Below are 21,049 nucleotides of genomic sequence, written 5' to 3' on the forward strand. Positions count from 1 at the left end.
TTTGGTAAAAAAGCGACTCGATTTTTTGAGGCCAAAGTTCTATACTTTACTGCGGATAGGTAGCTTATCTTAATCTTCGCCCGCCTTTTTTAGGATTATAAAGTTATCATTTTGTTCATCAATTGTGAAACCGAACTTTTGTATTTCTTCGATATCAGGAATGGCTCTTTCGATACGTACCATCACTCGATTTATTCGTTGTAGGTCGATATTTTCTATGACCTTGGTATCGATTGCTCCGTAATCAATGAGTAAAGTGTCGGTATTTGGCCCAATAGTTTCTTCGAGGGAGTCCACCACTGTAATTTTACTGTATTGTCGAAGTAGAAAACTGTTTTTCAATACCTTACGGGTTTTTTCGCTCTCAAGATACACGCGTATCTTTCGGTCTATGGAGTCTAAGGCGAGAAGTAAATCTAGCTGCCCATAGCTATTAGAAATATGGGCGATCTCTTCCTTCTCCCCAAATTGACTCAGAAGGTAATTATGGAATTTCTGGTTTGTTTCAAGATCATTTTTGACCGAACGATATATCGTATCACCCTTGTATCTAAAATTTTCGAGAATCGTACTATGCCAATAAGCGCTATCTTCAACCGCATGGCGCAATCTTCTGAACTCTCGCCTGAAATAAGCGCCTATTTTTTTTGAGCGTTCCGTGTAGGTCTGCCCAAAACGAAAGTCGTCTGCAGCTATTCGAGGCAAGATTTCGATTGTAATGCTTCCATCCCTGATGATAAAACTTCCTTTAGGCAGTACCTCGGAATTTCCATGAATAAGAACAGGAAGAATATCTAGGTTAAAACGTTCCGCAAGATAAAAGGCCCCTTTATGAAAGCGTTTGATTTTATTGCTGGTGGAACGTGTACCTTCAGGGAAGGCAATTAAACTAAAGCCCTGATCAACCTTTTTTCGCAGGTATTCCTCGCCGTTTTCTATTCCGCCCGAAACGGGATAGGCCCCTGCCAACTTTGCCGCCTTGCCGAAAATAGGAGAGTTGTATACCCAATCATTAACTAAGAAAATAATCTTCGGGTTCAGCATACCTATGGCCAGAATATCTAAAAAAGAGGTATGGTTGGCAATGAGCATAGCGGGCTTATCGAACGTTTCTCCCTGAGGATTCTTAATTTTTTTAGAGACGAAAGGGTTGGTATAAAGTACCGATTTCATCAATTTGGAAACGGTAGTATGAAAACCCAAATTGGGTTTTAAATTTTGCTTGGGATAACCTTTTAAAATAATCATGGCATATGCGGAATGCATAAGTCCACCTAAACCGAAGTAAAAGAACGAAAGGGTGGAATGAATCAGATATCGCAGCGGAATGGGTCTTTTCCGGCTGCTTCCTATAAAAAGCTGGAATAAAAGTGGCTGGGCGGCAAAGGCCACGAAGACAGCCGACAAAATACCAATTAGGGATACGGTAGAAATGGTGATGAGTACGGGATGCTTGGCAAAAATCAAAGCTCCCACGCCCGCAAGCGTCGTAATTACCGATAAAATGATAGAAGTTTTATGGGTAGAGAAGACGTTTTCATCGGTCCTAAAATCGGTGAGTAGTCCGTTGGTAACAAAGATGCTATAATCGACTCCGAGGCCAAAAATGAAACTGCAAATTATAATATTGAAAATATTGAACTCAATATGTAAAAGCCCCATAATACCTATGGTCAAAAACCACGTCAGAAATATGGGCAAGCCGGTCACTAAGGTCAGCGATACACTCCGGTAAAATAAAAATAGAATGAGTACGAGAACGATAAGCGAATATCCGATCAGACGGTTGAAGTCGTTCTTTAGGTTACCTAAAAAGGATTCGTTCACTTGTTGACGGTCTATCAACAAAGTGTTGGGTTCATCGTCAAACTGTTTACGAAGTGCATCGATGTGTTCGTCGTCGACCTTGACCAATGATGTTATAGTCGTACCATTGTCATCATCAACGATAAAATCATCGACTGCAAACGATTTTATTTCATTAAAGTCGTCGATTTCCATAGGTTCAAAATCAGCGCTCAATAAATCGTAAAAGGGATTGAAAGTGGTAGGCTTAAAACCAAATTCGGTACCGCTCTCAATAAGCTTATTGCGGATCTCAGCAATTTTTTCACGACTCCAGAATTCTTTCCATGCCTTGATTTGTGCTTCTTGTGAACTATTTGACCTGATGAGGCCACCTATAGAGCTAAAGCTGATGATCTTCTTATCGGCCTCCAATCTTTTCATCTCACGGTAGAGGGAATCATTGCGCTCCAACACCGAATCGGTCGGGGCACCATACGTAGAAAGGTAAATTGACTTTGAGCTAATATCCGTGAGCTTTTCCAATCGCTTTCGAGCGTCCAATAACACCTGGGATTCGAAGTTCAATTTGACAAGGTCCTGGTTGAACACCACTTTGTGGTAGGTAAATAGGCTAATGCCAAATACAATCGCTAAAATTGAAATAGCCCATTTCGAACGATGAAAATCGAACAAGGCTATTTTATCCAATACGGTTTTCTGTTTCGACTTTCGAACTTCATACCGATACACCTGTGGAATGAAGAGGAGGGCGAATATCGAAGCACCAAGCACACTTACGGCGGCAAAAATGCCTAAATCTTGTAAGGCTTGCGATTCTAGAAAGAGGAGGCATAAAAATGCTGAGGCCGTGGTTAAACTGCTCATTAAGATGGAGGGGGCCACCTCTTTATAAAGGGTCTGAATTGAATTTCCACTACGGATATGGGTCAGGATATGCAGGGCATAGTCTAGGGTTACCCCAAGAAGCACAGAACCGATGCCCAAAGAAATAATTGAAATTTTATCGCGTAGCAGATATAAAAAGGCTATTGAAAGCAACGCCCCGAATACCGTCGGTAAGAAGAGAATGAACGGGAGGGCCAGTTTTCTATAAAAAACGATTAAGAGAATGATGAGCAAGGTCATTGCTATGCTTACTGTAAACTGAATATCACTTCTAATTTGCTTGGCATTGGCAACGGCAACCAATGCTGCCCCATAATATTCACTGCGGACTTTAGAATCATAGGCGGAGTTGAGCTCTTTTTGAAGAGCGTAGAGCGCATCCGAAAAGGCCGTGTTTTTATCGGTTTCATTTGATCCGAACCTGGGGGTGATAAATAATAGAATATTAGACTCCCTTTCATCGAGCAAAAATCCATTCTTCAACTTGAAATCTTCCGATATGCCCAACTGCTGTAGCTTTTTCAAGGCTAGAAAGGTCAACCCCAAAGGATCTTTGACGATATTTTTTTTAGCGACGATACCAGAAGGAGAGATCAAAGTGTGGTAGTTTGATTCCGTGATTTTAGCAATGCTATCGCGGTCAAACTTTTCGGTGATGGCCTCATAGTCGGTATCTTCCAAAAAGAGGGGAAGGTTCGCATAGATCAGTTCCATAGTTTTTGGTAGATCGTCACTATTTACCTTTCCCTGAACAGTCTTAATGTATTGCCCTTGATTCTTTTCCAGACTATCAAGGAGGGCATTGGCATAGCGCATCATATCATCCACGGAGCCCTGATCTAGCTTCTGTACGTTCACCACGATCTTGTCGGTAAACGTTATTGATTTGAGTACTTTCTGAATTCTTTTGACCTCTTTATTGGCTGGAATTAATGCGGTAATATCATCGTCGAACTGAACTTTTGAAGACATTAGTGCAAGCCCGAACAAGAGCAAAGAAATGACAACTAGGGATTTCCACCGATGCTGACCGATGAATCGATATGTTCGATACAATAAATCAGCCATTGTTTATTGCCATTTTTTTCCTTTTCATGAACATAAGTATTACATAACCGGTAATCCCGAAGAGTAAAGACATCAAAATAGCCAATGCAAAACTACCTATTACATAGACTTTCAAATGTTGTAATGCAGGAAAATTTGTAACGGCTTTATCGATTGAAAATGACATTTCCTCACCTGTTATCCACATTCCCATTCGTACACTAAGATAAACCACAATCGGTATTAAGGGCGGAATACTCACGTTGGAGAAAGCAAAGGCTATGGATTTATTCAGTCTGAAAAAAACGGCTAAAGTAAACACGAGCAGGGTCTGAAACCCCCAAAAAGGTACAATGCCAAGAAAAACACCCAATGCGATGGAAAGCGCTTTTTTTTTAGGGGAATCGTTACTTTGAAGTACATTTTCAAGAAAAAATTTTTTAAACCCCTTTTTTTTTATTTTTCTGATAAGGTCGCGCGGTTTTATGTAGAAAATCGTGATGACGACCAAGCAGGTATTCAAAATACTTATTCTCGTAAAGTCGGGAACCGTTCTAAAGTGTGATACTCTTTCTCTCTCATTGTAGGAAATCTGAACGGGAACGTTTTTTACCAGAGTTCCTCGCCAGGCCAATCGAACGATAACTTCGATTTCGAGTTCAAATTTTGAGGTATAAAGCTTTAGCTCTTTCAGGGGCTCTAGCGGATAGAGTCGGAACCCACATTGAGTGTCTTTTAACCAAATACCTGTCTCGAACCAAAACCAGAAATTGGAAAATCGATTCCCAAAACTACTTTTTCCCGGCACATCGGATTGTGCCATATTGCGAGATCCAATATAAAGAACATTTTTGTTCTCTTCTTTATGTAGTTCGCTCAAGAAAATGGAAATATCCTCTGGGTAGTGCTGGCCATCTGAATCGATGGTAATGACATATTCGTAACCTTGTGCGGTAGCCTCGGCGAAACCTTTTTTCAGGGCATTTCCCTTGCCCTTGTTTCTTGGGAGGTCGATAACATGGGTTTGAGGATACTCCTTTAATATACGGTGTGTGTCATCGGTAGAACCGTCGTTGACTACGATAATATCTGCCGTACGTTCCAAAATGCCCTCCAAGACCCTTTTAAGGGTGCCGGCGTTGTTATAGGTAGGCATCACCACACAGCACCTGAATCGCTGCATAGTATCTTGAAGTATTGGGGTCGGGCTTGGCACTGATTAATTTGTTAAGAAGCACGGTCTCAAAAAGAATCTAAGATACAGATCAGGAGCCCGTCAATGGTTTTTATCGGCCTTACTGGCCAATAAGAATACTAATCTAACTACGTTTTGTTTTACTACAAAGATAACGATTAGAGACCTTGAAACAATTGTCTTTCATTATCATTGAATACTTTTGATCGCAAAGCATATCCTTTCACAAATTTTTTGGCCCCCTCATCTGTCATCGAATTATAATTTTTTAGGATAAACGCCTTATCGTCATCGATGTTTTTTTTATAACCGGTAATTTTAGGGGCATTTTCTTGAACGCTCAACCTGATACAACGAATTTCCACATTGAGGGAATCTGATGTCACTGCATAGTCCAAAAGTGATACTCCTTCTTTAAAAAGGCTCTTTTTGTCTTTTAGTCCTTTGGCATATTTCGCCATCATGGTGCCTACCGCGCCTTTATAGGCTACTAATACTTTAACATCTGTTGTTGTCACAGAAATCAATTTGGAATTCAATTGTTCTACGGCTTGTTCATCGCCCGAAGCTTTTATATAGGCTGTTCTCACTTCCGAAACATCGATTTGAGAAGGGGTTCCAAGCGTCAGGCTGAGTAGTATAAGTAGATAGCTTATCTTCATTGTACGGTTTCCAGTACCTTAAATTTGGCACTCAGTTTTAGTGCTAAGGTATCATCGAAGGTAGTCGTATTCTTAACCTTTAGGATATCGCCTTCTTCACTGAAGTTTAGTTGTAGTTGTATGAGATCGTTCTTCTCGGGATTGATAATTGCCATGAATTTTACATTCGTTGCGACCGATAGAAAAAGCGATTTGCTTGTGGCCTTTTCCGCTAGCTCCTTAATAATCTGTATCATACAAACCCCTGGCATAACAGGGTTTCCAGGAAAATGCCCCTTGAAAACATCATGTGCGGCATTTAGTTTTATGGTCGCTAGAACCGATAGGTCTTCGTGCTCAAAATCCACAACGGAATAGAGTCCTTCAATCAACATAATTTACAATTTAAATTTATAGGCCGCTCCTATTTGAAAAACGCCGTTCAGGTTACTGCCTTCTTCTTCATAGAGATTGTCCTCACCCAAAAAATCGATACTTATGGTGCCCTGTTTGTACCGGGCTTCCAAAATCAGGCCAAAACCGAATTCGTAACCAACACCTCCCAATATTGAAATGTCAACCGGCGAAATCTCTTCATCGATATTAAAATTGGTCAAATTGACGAAATTGTTTTCAATATTGATGTCTAGCCCCATCCCTATAATAAAATGAAAACCTTTGTTCGGGCGCACATAAAACTTATTAGGAATTCCAATCGATATATAATCGATATTCACATCGCTATACTCATTCGAATTTGAGTTTCCGCCTTGTCTTGAATACAAGACTTCGGGTTGTAGGACATAGTAATCTGTAATAGGAATATGGACAAAACCGCCCACATAAATTCCCGATTTTGAATCAAGTTCCGTTTTGCTGATCTTTGATCGGTTTAACCCCATTTTGATGCCGGGTCGCGTCTGTGAAAACCCCATAACGACAGGCATCAGAAGAATAAAGACAAAGATTTTAGTTACTTTACCCATTTATAGTGCTTTTAATGCAATTTTAAGGTCGATGTTGGAGTGATCGATACGTATTTCCCGTGCAATGTTACCTTTTATTCCCGAAAATAGAAAACTTACCTTTTCGTTGCCGTTGCCCGTTCGGGCAATTTTCTTCAATTGGTTGTCCACATAAAAATAATAGTGCTTTTTATGTCGGCTATTGAGTTCAAGGACTAAATCCGATCCGTCTGTAAAGGATTTTGTAACAGGAGCTTGTTCTTTAATTAGTATTTCGAAATCTTTTCTAAAAAGATCAAGCACTATTTTTCTATCGATTTCTTTTAGAATTTGATTCACTTTAAAATCACTGCCTTGCAAGGTGAAATCGAAAATGGTGTTGCCCATTTCGGTAGTAAAGACTACACGATGGTGTTCAAGGCCTATTTTTTTTATGATCAACAGGCCTCCCAGCCTTTGGTCAAAGGCATTAATAGTCGCTTTATATACATAATCTTGCCTAGCATCGGAAAAATAAGGGTTTTCGATTTTCATTAGTCTTGACTCGGTAGGTTCGAACCCGTTTCTTTTCGGATATGACTTACACCCTATTAACAATAAAAGGCAAATACTATTGATTAAAAACCGCATCGGATATGGATTCGTTCACTTTGCGATTGGCAAATTCAATTTTGGTATAGTCATCCGAAGGTTCTATCATTTTAACGCCAATGACTTCAGCCTTGTCATTAAAGGTTAGGTGAAATGCCTTTATAATTTCTGAAAGTTGATTGTCTTTCGGTAAAAAATACACCAAGCTATTGCCGCCTTTCTTGAAATACTCAATGAAGAACTTACTTTCGTCGAACATATCCCCGCGAATACTTGCAGTAATCAATTGGTTCAGCTGTTTGAAGATTTTACTTGAACCTACGTCGAGATTACTCTTATTTCCGTCATCGTTAATATAGAGTGTCTGGTCTTTAAATAGTACGGAATAGTCGAATGGTTCTATATATTCCCAACGTACCAAATCGGGGGCCTTAAAAGCAAGTTTTCCCTTAGATTCAATATCATTCTCCAAGAAATCCAGATGTTTGTATTGACTGAAATCACTGGTAATGGTCGTCGTAGCCTCAGCCCGATTTTTAACCTCTTTTCGAAGTGCCGTTGCCTCTGGAGGCGACATTTTGGTTTGTGCAGTAATCTGGGTAAGGGCCAAAATAAACAATAGTGAAATCCAGAATATCTTAATTTCTTTGGAGGTACGGCTTGGGCGGTAGGGTACTGTCTTAAGCATAGGCTTCTATTTCTAGCAACTGGTCAACGGTCACCGAACGTAAGTTTTGTCGCTCTAAAAATAACAATAACTGTTCCAAAACAGCTACTGTCTTGTCGCTCGTATCGTGTAGTAATATAATATCTCCCTTAGAAACGGTACCGATTATTCGATTTAGGATCTTTTTTTTAGATCGAGAAGTAGTATCTAGAGAACGTACGCTCCAGCCGATGGATTTTAGTTGTAGCCTACTTACGACACCTTCTATGGCAGGATTGGTAACACCGAATGCGGGGCGGTACAACCTCATGCGCTTACCGGTAATTTTTTCGACCAGCTCCGTTGTTTCCATCAACTCTGAACTCACCTTTTCAGGGCCAAAAAAACCAAATGATCTAGCGTGTGAATAGGTGTGATTGCCCAACGTATGCCCGTTGTCTAGAATGGTATGAAGAACATCAACATGTTTTTCTACCTGGCGGCCAATGCAGAAAAAGGTGGCCTTGGCATTATATGCTTCCAAAAGTTTCAATATCCTTGGGGTAAACGCTTCGTTCGGGCCGTCATCAAAAGTAATGGACACCCAATTATTGCTAACTGATGCATTGGCACAAAGCGACTCCAAATGATAGTTCCATCGAATCATAAAAGAGCCCAGTGCCGTTATGCACAACCAGGGAATAATTAGGACCATTAAAGACCACCATGGAGTAATGTCAATGAGAGAGAGCACAATTAAAACCAAGCAGAGCACCAGGCCCGTGCGATTTACCGATCTGCGCTTCAGCATCTTCGTAATAAAGTGAGACTATGGTTTTCCCCACGATATTGATTGTAAAGTAATACGGTTCCAGTGGTGGGCTTGCTCTTTTGGTTCAGTTGCACCGCTTCCGGAACGGTTTGGGTCTTGAGAATTTTATTGGCTAGCCAAAAAGCAAATCCTGAGGCGGTATCAAATTCACCGCAAAGATGCTTGTAATATGCTTGAGGCGTATCTTTAAAGAGGTCGTTGCGTAGTGTGTCGTAATAATGGTCAAACTCTATATCGCCGTTATTGCCCAAAATGACAAGGTCTATGGTCTCTGGAAGGGTCTTGCTCTCTTCTAAGAAAGATTTGACTTTTGCAATCAGACTTTCTTTCGATAAGGTGTTGTAGGTGCTTATGGCAACCAGTTCGGCATAGCACGAAGGAAGTTTTTTATTGGATAGCACAAAGAAACTGGCCCCTTCACCCATGATCATACCTTTTGTTCCCGATTGAAGCAAATCTTTCGTAGCTACGGGTTCTTTCTTAATATGCCCGATCAGCTTATGCGTATCGATGTGATGGCTTACAAGTTCGTCAACACCGCCGACCAAAATATTTTCCGCCTCATTGTTTTCCAGCATCATTTTACTATCCATAAGGGCAGACTCGAACGAAATACTCGAATGCACGAAGGTGAAGTTATGTCCTTTGCAACCGATGCCCAAGGCAATCTGACCGGCCACGGTATTATGAGATGACTGAATGAAGCGCGTAGGGGTTAAAAATTGTTCGTTATTGTCTATAATGGCACTTACAAATTTTTCGGAATCACCTATACAGCCTAAGCCAGTACCGACTATTATGGCATCTACATTCTCCAAACCAGCTTCGGTCATTGCAATTTGTGAGCTTACCGTACTCATTTTTATTCCCTTTGCCATTCTTCGTGCGGCAGCAGGTGGTATGAATTGCTTGTAGTCCGGGTCGATGACTCGAATTTCGGTATCGAAATAGGAAACCACGTCGGTGAGAAATTCCCTGTTGTTGTAGGTTTTTTGGGCTGAAACCGAACCTATACTGTTAATGTAAATTGGTTTCATCACGCTTCTTTGGAAAAAATTAAGGTGGAGCAATTTCCGCCGAACCCGAAAGAGTTGGAAAGCACGGTACGTAGCTTTTTTTCTTTCAGTTGGGTCTGCGGAATCAAGTCGAACTCTTTCATTGGAGTCTCAAAATTGAGGTTGGGGTAAATTACGTTATGCTGTAGGGCTAAAACCGAATATACCGCCTCTATCCCGCCGGCAGCGGCCAAAGTGTGGCCCGTAAAGGCTTTGGTAGAACTGAAAACTGGCACATTCTTACCAAAAATACGTAGTAGTGCCCTTCCTTCGGATAGGTCGTTGTTCGGGGTGGCCGTACCGTGTGCATTAATATAGTCAATATCATTCTTGTTCAAACCGGCTACCTTCAAGGCCTTTTCCATGGCCAACACGGCACCGTCGCCATCGTCGGAAGAAGCGGTTTGATGAAAGGCATCGTTAGCATTTCCATACCCTTTGACATATGCCAAAACATCCTTATTTCTGCGTTTCACTATTTCTTCGGATTCTAAAACTAGATACGCTGCAGCTTCCCCTAAATTCAGGCCTTTTCTGTTTTCATCAAAAGGGGTATTATGGGTATCAGATAAAATCATTAAAGTCTTGAACCCGTTAATGGTAAATTTGCAAAGACAGTCGGAACCCCCTACAATGACGCGGTCTAACAAACCTGATTTTATCATTCGGGTACCGAGCATAATAGCATTGGCGGCCGAAGAACATGCTGTGCTGATCGTTGTGACCAGACTTTCCTCTAGCCCAAGATATGCGGCAATTTTTTGGGTAGAATCACCGGCATGCAGCCCGTTAATGTGGCCCCAATGTCTATCGTTCTGAAAATAGTCATAATAGTACTGCTCTGATTTGTCCATTCCGCCCACCGTGGTGCCTGAAATCAAACCAGTTCTGCAGTCATTTATGTCTTGAACATGGGCCGATTTAATGGCCTGAGCGGCAGCTACGGCACCCAAAAGAGCCGTTCTTGAAAAAGGTAAATCTAGAGACAGGCCCAGTTGTTGTTTCAACTCGGCATTGGTAGCCTTGATCTCCCCCACCATAATTTCATTCTTATGGATTGTATCGATTTTGGTAATCCTGGAGATGCCTGCTTTTTCCGAAATCAAGGAAGCATGGTTATCCTCTGGGGTATTTCCTATGGCAGATAGAACGCCCATTCCAGTTATCGCTACGCTTTTACCCATATAAGATTGAAACTATAATAAAATTAGCGGTTAAAGTACGAATATTCGATATTTTGAACGAATTTTTAAGATATTACAGGCAACGTTCGAAACCAAAGGTAAGCGATATAGGATGGTATTTTGGCGGTATTCAAGTAGTTCTGTTTGCCGTAATATAGGCAGCCATGGTATTGATCGATTCAAAGATTTTTCTACCTTCTTTTGGGTCGGCCAGTTTAATACCATAATCCTTGTCGAGCATAACGATCAGTTCAAGGGCATCGATTGAATCCAGTCCTAGTCCTTGGCCAAAAAGAGGGTCATCATTGGCAATTTCATCAACAGAAATATCTTCTAAATTTAATTGCTCGATAATTTTTTCTTTCAATTCCTGTTTTAATTCACTCATGTCTTTCGATATAATCTGGTTAATTCATCCGTAGTGTACGGATAGACGCCGGTTCTAGCTATTAGGTATAAAAAAGCGTCGTATTCTTGTTTGTCCACATCAACCCACCCACATAATATCTTTTCGGTCTTTCCGGTAGACAACAGACTGTCGCAATAATCGGTCAGCAATCGAGGATTGAATTCGTCAAAGATAAAAAAACTATTCTCAGAATAAAGCGAATGTCTAATGCTTATTTCACCTAAACAGATATTAGGTAAGGTGTAAACAAATATAGCTGGACTGGCATAAGGATGTACCGAATCTGTAATGGATGCACTATGTTTTCTGTCCGTATCGAGACTTGAAGACTTGTTCGAAAATACCAGTGCCGTATTTTTTTCTACCGAGTCTTTTAGCAAAGTTTCGGCAGCAATGAATGCCAGTTTGCTCAGTGTATCCATTTTAAAGAATTTTGGATACCGTATTTCCATATGTTTATAGGCCTTCTTAAGAAAGGAAGAGAGATCGCCGGTCTTTTCGGTAAAGAGAACCTCGTCATTCTTTACGATGTTGTTATCGATAATTCGGCAGTAGGATGCTATGTGAAAAGAAGAAGGCTTCATGGCTTTGCGCTTTGGAATATGGCCGCTGTATTGCAGCCCCCAAAACCGGAGGCGGTCTTAATAAATGTACGCAGGGGTTTTGACGTAGTATCTTTGATAATATTGAGGGGACGGGAAACGCCTAACTCTTGAAATCCTTTAGAGGCAAAGAGCATATTCTTTTGCAACGAATGCATGCCAATCAAGGTTTCCAATAATCCGGAGGCCCCTAAGGTATGCCCAAAATAGCCCTTTAAACTGTTAAGAGGTGTCTTTTGAAGGTTGGCCCGGTTAAAAGCGATAGCCTCCATTTCATCATTGAACAAGGTGGCCGTGCCGTGGGCCGAAATGTAGTCTATACTTTCAATAGAAAGGCCCGACTGCTCCAGTGCAGCCTGAACACTTCTAAAAAGCCCCTCTCCGGTTCTTGAAGGGCCGGAGATATGATTGGCATCGTTACAAGACGCTTCGCCCATAATTTTAACCGCTTCCCGGGCCATTTGGCGCGTATCGGCCGTAACCAAAACACTACTTCCGACTTCACCTATATTAATGCCCGAACGCGTTTTGCAATACGGACGGCAAGGTTCTGGACTAAGAGCCTGAAAGGCATTGAAACCACTCATAATGAACTTCGTAACCAGATCGCCACCTACGACAAGAACATGGTCGTACGTTTTCTGGGAGATTAACCTTTTAGCCACCGCTAAAGCGAGCACTCCTGAGACGCAGGCATTTGACAAGATGATGGCATCGTTTTGAAATTGGAAGAATTCTTTTATCTTCTTTCCGAGCTGGGCCAAATAGGCCCTTTTTTCAGGAAAAACACTATGCTTCTCCAATACATCGATATTTCCTTTGGTCGTCGAGACAATCAAGCCGACGCGGTCATCAATTTCCAAGTCCGCCTTTTCCAAAGTATCCGATAGGGAAGCGATCAATATTTTTTCCAGTCGCGTATAATTTTCGGTGGGCCGAAGTCTTTCAAACTTTTCGTTCAATAAATCGTCTGAAATTCGTGAAGAATAAAATGGCCCTTCAAGTAGGTAACTGTCTTCTACCAATTGCAAACTTGAAACGCCCTCTTTTATTTGGGCTATCGCCGAAACACTGTCAGGGCCATAGGCAGAAAAGATATTGTTATGTGACAGGAATACGCTACTCATCTAAAAGGCCAACTTTTTTCTTCCACTTTGCAAAAAACTCTGGAATTACCAAAGACAATTCTCCATGAAGTTCTACGAAGACCTGTACGGTCTCTCCGGTGCAAACCAGTGCTCCTTCCTGATTGAAAATTTCATATTTAAATATCATTTTCGCTGCGGGGGAGTCAATATATGTGGTCTTGATTTTAGCCACATCACCATATCGCAAAGGTAACTTATGTTCGCAGGCAGATTTAACGATTGGTGTAGAGAAATTGTGGGCCTTCTGATGAAGGTAAGAAATACCATGGTGTCGACCAAAGGCCTCCCTACCGTCTTCAAAATATTGTATATAGTTGCCGTGCCATACGATGCCTAAAGGATCGGCTTCCGCAAAACGTACCCGTATTTCACTAGTATGGCTAATTTCATTTTTTAGTTTAGACGGCATTTTTTCGTTTATTGTAGCTAATGGCGATTAGTGTAGTGAATAAAAAGAAAGCAAAGAGTTTGCCAATTTCAGGGAGCAAGTCGGTAAAACCTGCGTTCCGCAAAAATACATCATAGAAAGCATTTAGTCCCCAATTCATGGGCGATAAATGGGACAGGACTTGCATAAATTTCGGCATGGCGAATACCGGAACCCATACCCCACCAATAGCAGCAAGTATAACTACGAAGGTAGCCCCAAAGGGGGCAGATTGCTCTTGGGTTTTTGCTACAGTGCCCAATAAAAGGCCCAAACCTACAGCGGCTAAACCTGCAAAGAATGCGACCAGAAATAGTAACGGCAATCGGCCGGAGATGTCAAGTTTAGGAAGACCGATGAGCGGAAAAAGAAAGATGCCCACCATAACCATGACCGCAAATTGCAATAAGGAAATCGCTAAAAAAACAAGGGTTTTTCCGCCAAGTACGGTAGCATAGGAAACCGGGTTTGTACGTAATCGTACAAAAGTACCTTGGTTTTTTTCGTTGACCATATTGATGGCCAGCGGCAAAATGATAAAAAATATCGCAAAAAGTGTCCATGCGGGTATATTGTGCTGCGTTGAATTCGGAATAAGTATCTTGTCTCCCTTGGTAGGAACGATCTCCGTGAATGAAATAAAACTTTCCGTTTCGAATATTTCTTCTAAAGGGTCATCGGTCAGTTGTTCTTGAAACGTTTTGTAGATGGTTTCGGTCTCGATTTTGGAAATCATCTTGTCGATATTGTTGCGTACCGAGCTTTTGAAGGATTGCTGGGTCGCTGGATCGAAATAAAGCTTTACCTCCTTGGGTTCAAGGTTTGATTTACCGTTTGGTATATTCTCTTCGTTGTCACTGAACTTTGCCAGAATAGCGTCTACATTTTCATTTATTTTCAGGTCAAGATCCACGGAGAGATTCTCGGGAATTACGATGGCTAACTGATATTTGCCTAAGGACACTTGATTTCTAGCACGTGTTTCGGAGGTATCCGTGTCTACGCGAAATAGATTTGACTCGGCCAGGTTATTGAGAATATCTTTGGAGACCGATCCTTTATCATTGTCAACTACCAGAATGGGCAGTTTGGTTTCTTGAATGCTTTTAAAAGAGTTGTCCTGAATTGTTGTGATGACCACGACCAGCAATACCGGCATTAGAAAGAGTACGGCAAGCCCACCTACATCGCGGGTAATCAGTAAGAATTCCTTATATGTAGATGCCCAAAGTTTATGCATGGTCTCGAAGTGCTTTACCGGTTTTGGCCAAGAATACTTCTTCAAGGTGTTGGGCATTATCCTGTCCGGCGATCAAGGCGGCGGGTTTGCCCACGCAAATTAATTGCCCGTGGTCTATTATGGCGACGCGGGTACAAAAGTTTTCTGCTTCGTTCAAGTGATGAGAGGTATAGATTATCGTAGTTCCCGAGGCGTTCAACTGTTTCAGGTGTTCGATGATCACATTTTTTGATTGCACGTCGACCCCGACCGTAGGTTCATCTAAAAAAAGCACTTTCGGACGATGTAAAATACTGGAAATTAAATTTACACGTCTTTTCATCCCTCCAGAAAACGCTTTTATTTTTTTATGGGCAAATTGAGATAGGCCTAAAGTTTTTAAATGGGTATTTATTTCGTCTTTCAGTCGTTTTCCCCGAAGGCCATACATACTTCCAAAATATCTCAGATTTTCATAGGCCGTGAGAGAGGGATAAAGGGCATACTCTTGAGGAACGATGCCAATACGTTGTTTTAGGGCATTCTTATTGTTTTTATAGTCCAGGCCGTCGATACTGAATGACCCAGAGGTAGGTTTTAACAGGGAGCTTAGTATCGATATCAAGGTTGTTTTTCCAGCTCCGTTTGGCCCAAGCATCCCAAAAATTTCTCCCTCATCAATGGTGAGGTCGAGATGATTTATAGCGTATGTATCTACACCTTTGTATTTTTTAGAAAGTCTATTGATTTGAATCATAGCATTAGACGGCTTGAAAAGTGTAGTAACGAATTTAGATGGCTTTTTTTAGTTTCTTAAAGAAAACGGCTTCCCTGTGAGAAAGGTCTTCTAGCTCGTCGGCAACTTTATTATAGGCATCGGTCCTGGCACTTCTATTTCTATATATTCGGGAAGCCTCCACGGCAAAATCGCGCCAAGAATCACCGATCTCGGTCATTTCTTTTGAGAGTTCCATGAGCTCTTCATTTTCCAAAACTTGGCTTGCCTCTTGTAAAAAGGCCGCATAGATGTATCGAAAGCCACCTCCTCCTGTACCAATTTCTTCTTGCATGCGAACAATCTGGCCTAAGTAATGATTCGCTTTTTTGACTCCCACTTTTTTGGGCCACTTACGAATCAATTTTGAAATGGTTTTAATTCCCTTAGCCCCCACAACGGGTACTGGGGCAAGCATTTCCCTACAGGTCTGTCTTATGCCTTTTTTAATAGCTTCTTTCAATTCTAGGGTTTCCGGGAATGCCGTAGGATAGTAAATGTGTCCTTTAGGGGCGAAAGCACCTTTTGCGAAACGAACCTTTTCCAATTGCTTTTCCGTTAAGGTGGTCACCTCTTCCATAACGGGGTCACTTATGAGGTAGTTTGCCCCTTCTTTTCCATAAACCACCAAATTATGGGCATTAAAATGAAAACGGTATTCGTCAGGAAAATAAACCAGATTATAAACCCCGACTTGAAGCCCGACTGGATTATTATTTTTCAGATTTTCGTCAAGTCGTGCTTGGGCGGTCTTTGGGTTTTTGAACTTTTCCCTCTTTATTTTGATGCCCACGCGCTTTGCAAAACGGTTAAAGATATAACCGGGCATGGCACGATAGGTGATTGCGGGGGCATGATTTACTTTGAGTAGCGGTATATAGCAAAACAAGAGCCCTGAACCTATTCCAAAAACCATGGGTTCACTAACTTCAAAACCATTGTATCGCATCAAGTTACTTACTACACCGTTTTCACAATGGGCCGATTGTTTGTGGCTAAAGTTTATTTCCATCTATGGTTTTTCGGGAATGTTTTTCAGTTCATCAATACTAATATCGAAGATATCGGCATATTTTTGAAGGGTTTTATGTTTCAATTTTTTGAAAACGGAAGGTTTGAAATGTCGTTTGACCCTCCATTTCCAAAAGCCGGCGTAGCTGGCAAGAATGGGTAAATCCATTTTATGAAGTTCCATGTAGTACTCAATAGGGCTCGTCTCTTCGTTCATTACCCGTTGCCTGGCCTTTGAAACACGCTCCTCAATTTCCCTGATCGCATTGTCCAGGGCTATGGTTTTGGGATCCCATCCCGAACTAAGTTCCGTGATATAGTCGCCATTTTTGTCAACCGCATAAGTCAGTTCCCTAAATTTTTTAGATTCAAGTACACTTTTATCCTGTGGTACTTCTTCTTTTTTCACCATTACTATTTTATGGATTAGTAGAAGCGATTTCTAATGTTCATGTATTAGAAAATTCAATGTACAAGCTACGATTAATTCCTCTTTTATAAAAGTAGTAGAAGCTATTGTACAACTACTAAAAGCCTCGTTATCGTAGCGTGATAAAAGTTTCCCATTGGTAACTATGGTATCGCCAACTTTGGGCAATCTAAGAATCTCTATTTTTTTTATGGCACTGATATACCCTACAACATTGCTGCTGGTTCCTTCGGTATCATTAGGGTCATAGAAACTTTGGCCTACAATCGTTGCACAGGTCTGCGCTGCATTCTCAATGAGTCCGGTTTCTGACAGGAGACCATTTTGAACAAAAATGCAGGAATCATCAATCTTAAAATGAGTTTGTGACGACTCTTGGTCGAGGTAGGGCATGAAGGCCGCCATGAGCATAGGCTCGCGATGGGGCAAGTATTTTTTGATGTCTATGTTGATTCTTGCCTCCAAACTATTTTGCCAATGCGGTTTTCATCTCGCTGGATGCCCAAATCGTATGTTGCGATGCCACCGTAGCCTGTACCAAGGTTATGCCCATTATGTCGTGCAAGATATTTACCGTTGTAACCAATTGTTCTCCCACTTCGGGTAATTCGTGAATGGTAACCTTGCTAATGGCACCGATATACCCTGTTGGGGCCGGTCGTTGTAAAAGATGATATTTATACCCGGTATGAAGGGCTACGGTCTGTGCCATATTCTCAATAAGTCCAGGGGCCGCTAGATGGTTATTGTCAACTAACAGGTTCTCTTTGGAAACCACAAAACCAGATACAACCTTTTCCTCGGAGTAGTGTTTCATTTCTCCAATCATTACAAAGGGCGGTTTCTGAGGAATTAACGTTTTTAAAAAATCGAAATCGGTGATAGTGCTATCTAAAAGATTTTTCATATTAGCATACGGTTAGATAGGCATAAGTATAAGAAAACCGTGCACTTTCCGGAACACTTAATAGAATTTTTTGACCCTTTTTCAATCTTCCCGATGCAACCAGTTCTTCGAGCATTATATAAATGGATGCAGAACCCACATTGCCCACATGCTCTAAATTTAAGAACCATTTGTCCCAAGGCAATTCCAATCCTTGTTTTTTCATTTCTTCATACAGCCCTTTCTTAAAAAAATATGAAGAGATGTGTGGCAGGTAGTAATCTACGTCATCCGGACCTATACCATGTTTTTCGAAGACTTTTTTCAACGAGTTGACTCCTTTGACCAATATATATTCTCCTAAAAGCTTCACATCTTGCTTGATGGCAAAAACAGATTTTCTTGTCCATTCCTCAGGATGGTATTCACTCCATGGTTTTAGTTCGCCATTTTTCATTTTTTCCGCTCCTGCATACATACAGGTTTCCATTTCATGGGCATACGAAAAACCTTGCATCCATTCTATCTTGAGCGCGTTTTGGCCACGGGGTTTGTCTTCCAAGAGCATAGCCCCTGAACCGTCGGATAGCATCCACCGTAGAAAATCTTTTTCAAAGGCAATCATTGGATTGTCTTCCAGTGCTTTCAAATGCCCTATTTCTTCTTCGTAGAATTCGGCTTTAGTCCAAGTGGAAACACGTTCAGACCCCGTACAAACGGCGTTGTTGACCTGTCCTGTCCGTATGGCCATATACCCATATTTCAAGGCGTTCATTCCTGAACAGCATACCCCGGATGTAGAATTTATTTCTAAAATGCCATTCTTTAGAATTCCATGTACCATTGCGGCATGGGAAGGCAGTAGTTGATCGGGGGTAGAGGTGCCGCACGATAGCAATTCTATATCATCTTTTGTAAAATCCGAATCGCAGAGGGCTTCAATTGCCGTTGCGGTTAGTTGAGCGTTGTTATGAGTGACGTTTCCTTGCTCGTCAATGGCGTAGTACCGTTGTTTGATTTGGTTGTTTCGGAGGATGATATTTTTTGCCCTTGACTTTTTCCCGTCGATATAGCCTAACTTTTCTTCAATCTGATGGTTTTCGACGGGTTTGTTAGGCAAAAACTTGGCTACTTTGGTAATGTAAGCGTCTTTCATGTGTGTTTTCCTACTCCTTTAGCTCAACAGAGGCGTAATATTTTTCGTCCCTTTTTATTTTGTGGTACAAGGGAATATAAGTGAGCAAAAATACAATAAAAACTATTGGTGCGATTGCCCAAATCGCAATTAACAGGTAATAGTTAAAAAACCGAAGCCATTTTTTCCTGGAAGGATTGCCTACTCCCCCTTTTTTAATGATAAAATTTGCCCATTTCGAAAATAATAGGTTGGCACGTTTATCCATTAATACTAGGGAAGGCTTTATTTTCACTGCACCTAAGCGCACAAGTTCTTGCTGTAAATTCGAAAAGTCTCCTTGTAATAGGGATTCGTTGATCGGTCTGCCAAATTTTTTCGCTGCCTGTATCGACCGTGATGAGACCCCTGGTTTTGGAAAAACACCCCAAAGCCGGTCTTTTTTCCCCTTCATCATCCAGTGTACTATGGTGATGACACTTATATGATTGATGTTTTTGTCTACCAGAGCTATGTTGCCTACCAATTCTGCCTTGCAGTCGACCAAAAGTTTTTTTACTTTTTCTTGAGACATTACCCACATATTACGGGCTCCAATAATCGTTATGGTAGGGGTGTCCTTCAAGAGTTTTTTGGCAGATTCTGATTTTAAGAAAGAATTTAAGGGGATGGAGGGTGACAGGTACCATACTTGATGGCCAAGTAGAACCAAGTCATACTTTTTGCTAAGAATGGCATTATCGGGCCTTTTTAGTTTGGTTGGAATTTGAAGGAAAGATTCTGGAAACACATCAAAGAATTTTTCTTTGTTCCAAGGGAAGGGGTAGGGCGTTTCGGGAAGGATTTGATAATAGGTAACATTGACCTTATCGGTTTCAAAAGGTTCCAAAATATGATCTATAATATCTCGCAACTGACCGGTCTGTGAATAGTAAATGACTAGTACTTCTTTCATTGTCCTGCGAGTATGGCCCGGGTTTCAGGGTTTAAGATTCTCTTTTTTGCCCCAAAAGTTAAAATAGTTGAACCATTGGAAAGGGTATTTATCAAGAATCCATTCGAGGTTATCGACATATGCTTTAAGCAGTCCTTGCGCATCGCCACGTTTTACCTTTGTTGTTCGTGCATAAAGATGGTATTTTTTTTTGGACTCTTTCATCACATATACAAAAAGTACCGGGAAATTTAGGCGGGAGGCCAATAAAAACGGACCGAGTGGAAACTTTGCGGTCTCCCCCATCAGGCTGTGTTCTAAAAACTTGGCACCTTCAATATGCCTGTCCCCGGTAAAGCACACCAATTCTCCATTGCTTAAAGCAGAATGAATTTCAAAAATATGAGATAGGTCTTCTTGAATGCGAATAAAGGAAATACTCGATTTGGAAGTTACGGTTTCGAGGTACGCCTTGATTTCTTCATGCTCCCTGTCCCATGTAATAATGCTGATTTTCGAAACCGCATTTACTTCTTCCAAAAAGAATTGTGCTACTTCAAAATTACCAACGTGGGCACTTACAAGAATTCCACCTTTGTTCTTATCAAGCAGGTTTTTAATGTTCTCGATGCCATCAAAAGTGTAAGAAAACCTATTTCTCAGGCCAGAAGATATGGCCGCTTTGTCAATGAGGGTTTGGCCAAAACTATAGTAGCTACGGTATATGCTCAATAGACTTTTGAGCTTGCCGTAATGTCGTCGTTTGTGAAAATAATAGAATATCGCCCTTGAACTGCTCAAAGAGAAGAAACAAAAATAGAGTACTACGAAATGCAGGAAGAAGTAAGAAAAATCGAGACCTAGCTTTTTTATGAAGAATATAAAAATTCGATATCCTAAAACGGTACCTCTCGATTTACCTTCCCATTCTGTCGCCATTTCAAAATAGTCTCTTGAGGATTTAAGGATGCCTTAGTGGAGTTTCCCTTCGATAAGGTTGTAAAAATCTTGTAATGTGGTCACATTCACAAAATCTTCACCAACAAGCTTAACACCAAAATTACTCTCAACGGCGACCACCAAATCGACAAAATCAAGACTATCAAGACCTAGCGTGTCTTTTAGATTGGCTTCAGGCGCGATTTCTTCCTCTTCGACTTCGAATTCGTCGATGAGAAAATCATCAATTTTCTTAATAATAACTTCTTTGGTCATTACCATCT

24 protein-coding genes are annotated in these 21,049 nt (G+C 41.1%); all 24 read right to left on the bottom strand.

Going from position 1 to position 21,049, the window contains the following annotated elements; translation table 11 throughout:
• Positions 1-69: 69 nt before the first annotated feature.
• On the bottom strand, positions 70-3,762 hold the full coding sequence (locus tag F2B13_RS07210) for an MMPL family transporter (protein WP_149303874.1): 3,693 nt from the start codon (positions 3,760-3,762) through the stop codon (positions 70-72).
• Positions 3,755-4,924, bottom strand: coding sequence for a DUF2062 domain-containing protein (locus F2B13_RS07215; RefSeq protein WP_149303876.1), 1,170 nt, complete (start codon positions 4,922-4,924; stop codon positions 3,755-3,757). Before F2B13_RS07215 ends, F2B13_RS07210 begins: the two co-directional genes overlap by 8 nt.
• 170 nt (positions 4,925-5,094) lie before the next feature.
• A complete protein-coding gene (locus tag F2B13_RS07220) occupies positions 5,095-5,598 on the bottom strand; it encodes a hypothetical protein (RefSeq protein ID WP_149303878.1) in 504 nt (167 codons plus the stop codon).
• Complete coding sequence (locus F2B13_RS07225) at positions 5,595-5,972, bottom strand: hotdog family protein (protein ID WP_149274418.1); 378 nt, start codon at positions 5,970-5,972, stop codon at positions 5,595-5,597. The genes F2B13_RS07220 and F2B13_RS07225 overlap by 4 nt, the downstream gene beginning before the upstream one ends.
• A 3-nt stretch (positions 5,973-5,975) precedes the next feature.
• Entirely contained in the window at positions 5,976-6,563 is a 588-nt protein-coding gene (locus F2B13_RS07230) for a porin family protein (RefSeq protein WP_149303881.1), read from the bottom strand.
• Positions 6,564-7,076, bottom strand: a complete 513-nt coding sequence (locus F2B13_RS07235) for a hypothetical protein (RefSeq protein WP_232622905.1) — start codon at positions 7,074-7,076, stop codon at positions 6,564-6,566.
• A gap of 76 nt (positions 7,077-7,152) precedes the next feature.
• A complete protein-coding gene (locus F2B13_RS07240; protein WP_232622906.1) occupies positions 7,153-7,821 on the bottom strand; it encodes a LolA family protein in 669 nt (222 codons plus the stop codon).
• Positions 7,814-8,590 carry a polysaccharide deacetylase family protein gene (locus F2B13_RS07245; RefSeq protein ID WP_149303883.1) on the bottom strand — a complete coding sequence of 259 codons (777 nt, stop codon included), beginning with the start codon at positions 8,588-8,590 and terminating at the stop codon, positions 7,814-7,816. The genes F2B13_RS07240 and F2B13_RS07245 overlap by 8 nt, the downstream gene beginning before the upstream one ends.
• Positions 8,584-9,648, bottom strand: a complete 1,065-nt coding sequence (locus F2B13_RS07250) for a beta-ketoacyl synthase N-terminal-like domain-containing protein (RefSeq protein WP_149303885.1) — start codon at positions 9,646-9,648, stop codon at positions 8,584-8,586. Before F2B13_RS07250 ends, F2B13_RS07245 begins: the two co-directional genes overlap by 7 nt.
• Positions 9,648-10,850 (bottom strand): beta-ketoacyl-[acyl-carrier-protein] synthase family protein, encoded by a 1,203-nt coding sequence (locus tag F2B13_RS07255; protein WP_149303887.1) that lies wholly within the window; start codon positions 10,848-10,850, stop codon positions 9,648-9,650. Before F2B13_RS07255 ends, F2B13_RS07250 begins: the two co-directional genes overlap by 1 nt.
• 130 nt (positions 10,851-10,980) lie before the next feature.
• Positions 10,981-11,238 carry a phosphopantetheine-binding protein gene (locus F2B13_RS07260; RefSeq protein ID WP_149274423.1) on the bottom strand — a complete coding sequence of 86 codons (258 nt, stop codon included), beginning with the start codon at positions 11,236-11,238 and terminating at the stop codon, positions 10,981-10,983.
• Positions 11,235-11,843 carry a 3-oxoacyl-ACP synthase gene (locus F2B13_RS07265; RefSeq protein ID WP_149303889.1) on the bottom strand — a complete coding sequence of 203 codons (609 nt, stop codon included), beginning with the start codon at positions 11,841-11,843 and terminating at the stop codon, positions 11,235-11,237. Before F2B13_RS07265 ends, F2B13_RS07260 begins: the two co-directional genes overlap by 4 nt.
• Positions 11,840-12,988 carry a beta-ketoacyl synthase N-terminal-like domain-containing protein gene (locus F2B13_RS07270; protein ID WP_149303891.1) on the bottom strand — a complete coding sequence of 383 codons (1,149 nt, stop codon included), beginning with the start codon at positions 12,986-12,988 and terminating at the stop codon, positions 11,840-11,842. Before F2B13_RS07270 ends, F2B13_RS07265 begins: the two co-directional genes overlap by 4 nt.
• Entirely contained in the window at positions 12,981-13,418 is a 438-nt protein-coding gene (locus F2B13_RS07275) for an acyl-CoA thioesterase (protein ID WP_149274426.1), read from the bottom strand. Before F2B13_RS07275 ends, F2B13_RS07270 begins: the two co-directional genes overlap by 8 nt.
• The gene (locus tag F2B13_RS07280; protein ID WP_149274427.1) at positions 13,408-14,676 is read right to left on the bottom strand and encodes an ABC transporter permease; all 1,269 of its coding nucleotides are present in this window, start codon (positions 14,674-14,676) and stop codon (positions 13,408-13,410) included. The genes F2B13_RS07275 and F2B13_RS07280 overlap by 11 nt, the downstream gene beginning before the upstream one ends.
• Positions 14,669-15,412, bottom strand: a complete 744-nt coding sequence (locus tag F2B13_RS07285) for an ABC transporter ATP-binding protein (protein ID WP_149303893.1) — start codon at positions 15,410-15,412, stop codon at positions 14,669-14,671. The genes F2B13_RS07280 and F2B13_RS07285 overlap by 8 nt, the downstream gene beginning before the upstream one ends.
• A 34-nt stretch (positions 15,413-15,446) precedes the next feature.
• Positions 15,447-16,442, bottom strand: coding sequence for a BtrH N-terminal domain-containing protein (locus tag F2B13_RS07290; protein ID WP_149303895.1), 996 nt, complete (start codon positions 16,440-16,442; stop codon positions 15,447-15,449).
• Positions 16,443-16,850 carry a hypothetical protein gene (locus F2B13_RS07295; RefSeq protein ID WP_149304120.1) on the bottom strand — a complete coding sequence of 136 codons (408 nt, stop codon included), beginning with the start codon at positions 16,848-16,850 and terminating at the stop codon, positions 16,443-16,445.
• Positions 16,851-16,883: 33 nt separating this feature from the next.
• Positions 16,884-17,336 carry an ABC transporter permease gene (locus F2B13_RS07300; RefSeq protein ID WP_232622907.1) on the bottom strand — a complete coding sequence of 151 codons (453 nt, stop codon included), beginning with the start codon at positions 17,334-17,336 and terminating at the stop codon, positions 16,884-16,886.
• A 1-nt stretch (position 17,337) separates the two neighbouring features.
• Entirely contained in the window at positions 17,338-17,778 is a 441-nt protein-coding gene (locus tag F2B13_RS07305; RefSeq protein WP_149274430.1) for a hypothetical protein, read from the bottom strand.
• A gap of 1 nt (position 17,779) precedes the next feature.
• Entirely contained in the window at positions 17,780-18,913 is a 1,134-nt protein-coding gene (locus tag F2B13_RS07310; protein ID WP_149303897.1) for a beta-ketoacyl-ACP synthase III, read from the bottom strand.
• A gap of 10 nt (positions 18,914-18,923) precedes the next feature.
• Positions 18,924-19,847 carry an NADPH-dependent FMN reductase family protein gene (locus tag F2B13_RS07315; protein ID WP_149274432.1) on the bottom strand — a complete coding sequence of 308 codons (924 nt, stop codon included), beginning with the start codon at positions 19,845-19,847 and terminating at the stop codon, positions 18,924-18,926.
• 24 nt (positions 19,848-19,871) lie between these two features.
• On the bottom strand, positions 19,872-20,765 hold the full coding sequence (locus F2B13_RS07320) for an LpxL/LpxP family acyltransferase (protein WP_149274433.1): 894 nt from the start codon (positions 20,763-20,765) through the stop codon (positions 19,872-19,874).
• 33 nt (positions 20,766-20,798) lie between these two features.
• The gene (locus F2B13_RS07325) at positions 20,799-21,041 is read right to left on the bottom strand and encodes an acyl carrier protein (RefSeq protein ID WP_149274434.1); all 243 of its coding nucleotides are present in this window, start codon (positions 21,039-21,041) and stop codon (positions 20,799-20,801) included.
• Positions 21,042-21,049 lie beyond the last annotated feature (8 nt).

Source organism: Pareuzebyella sediminis, from assembly GCF_008367235.1.
Classification (GTDB): domain Bacteria; phylum Bacteroidota; class Bacteroidia; order Flavobacteriales; family Flavobacteriaceae; genus Pareuzebyella; species Pareuzebyella sediminis.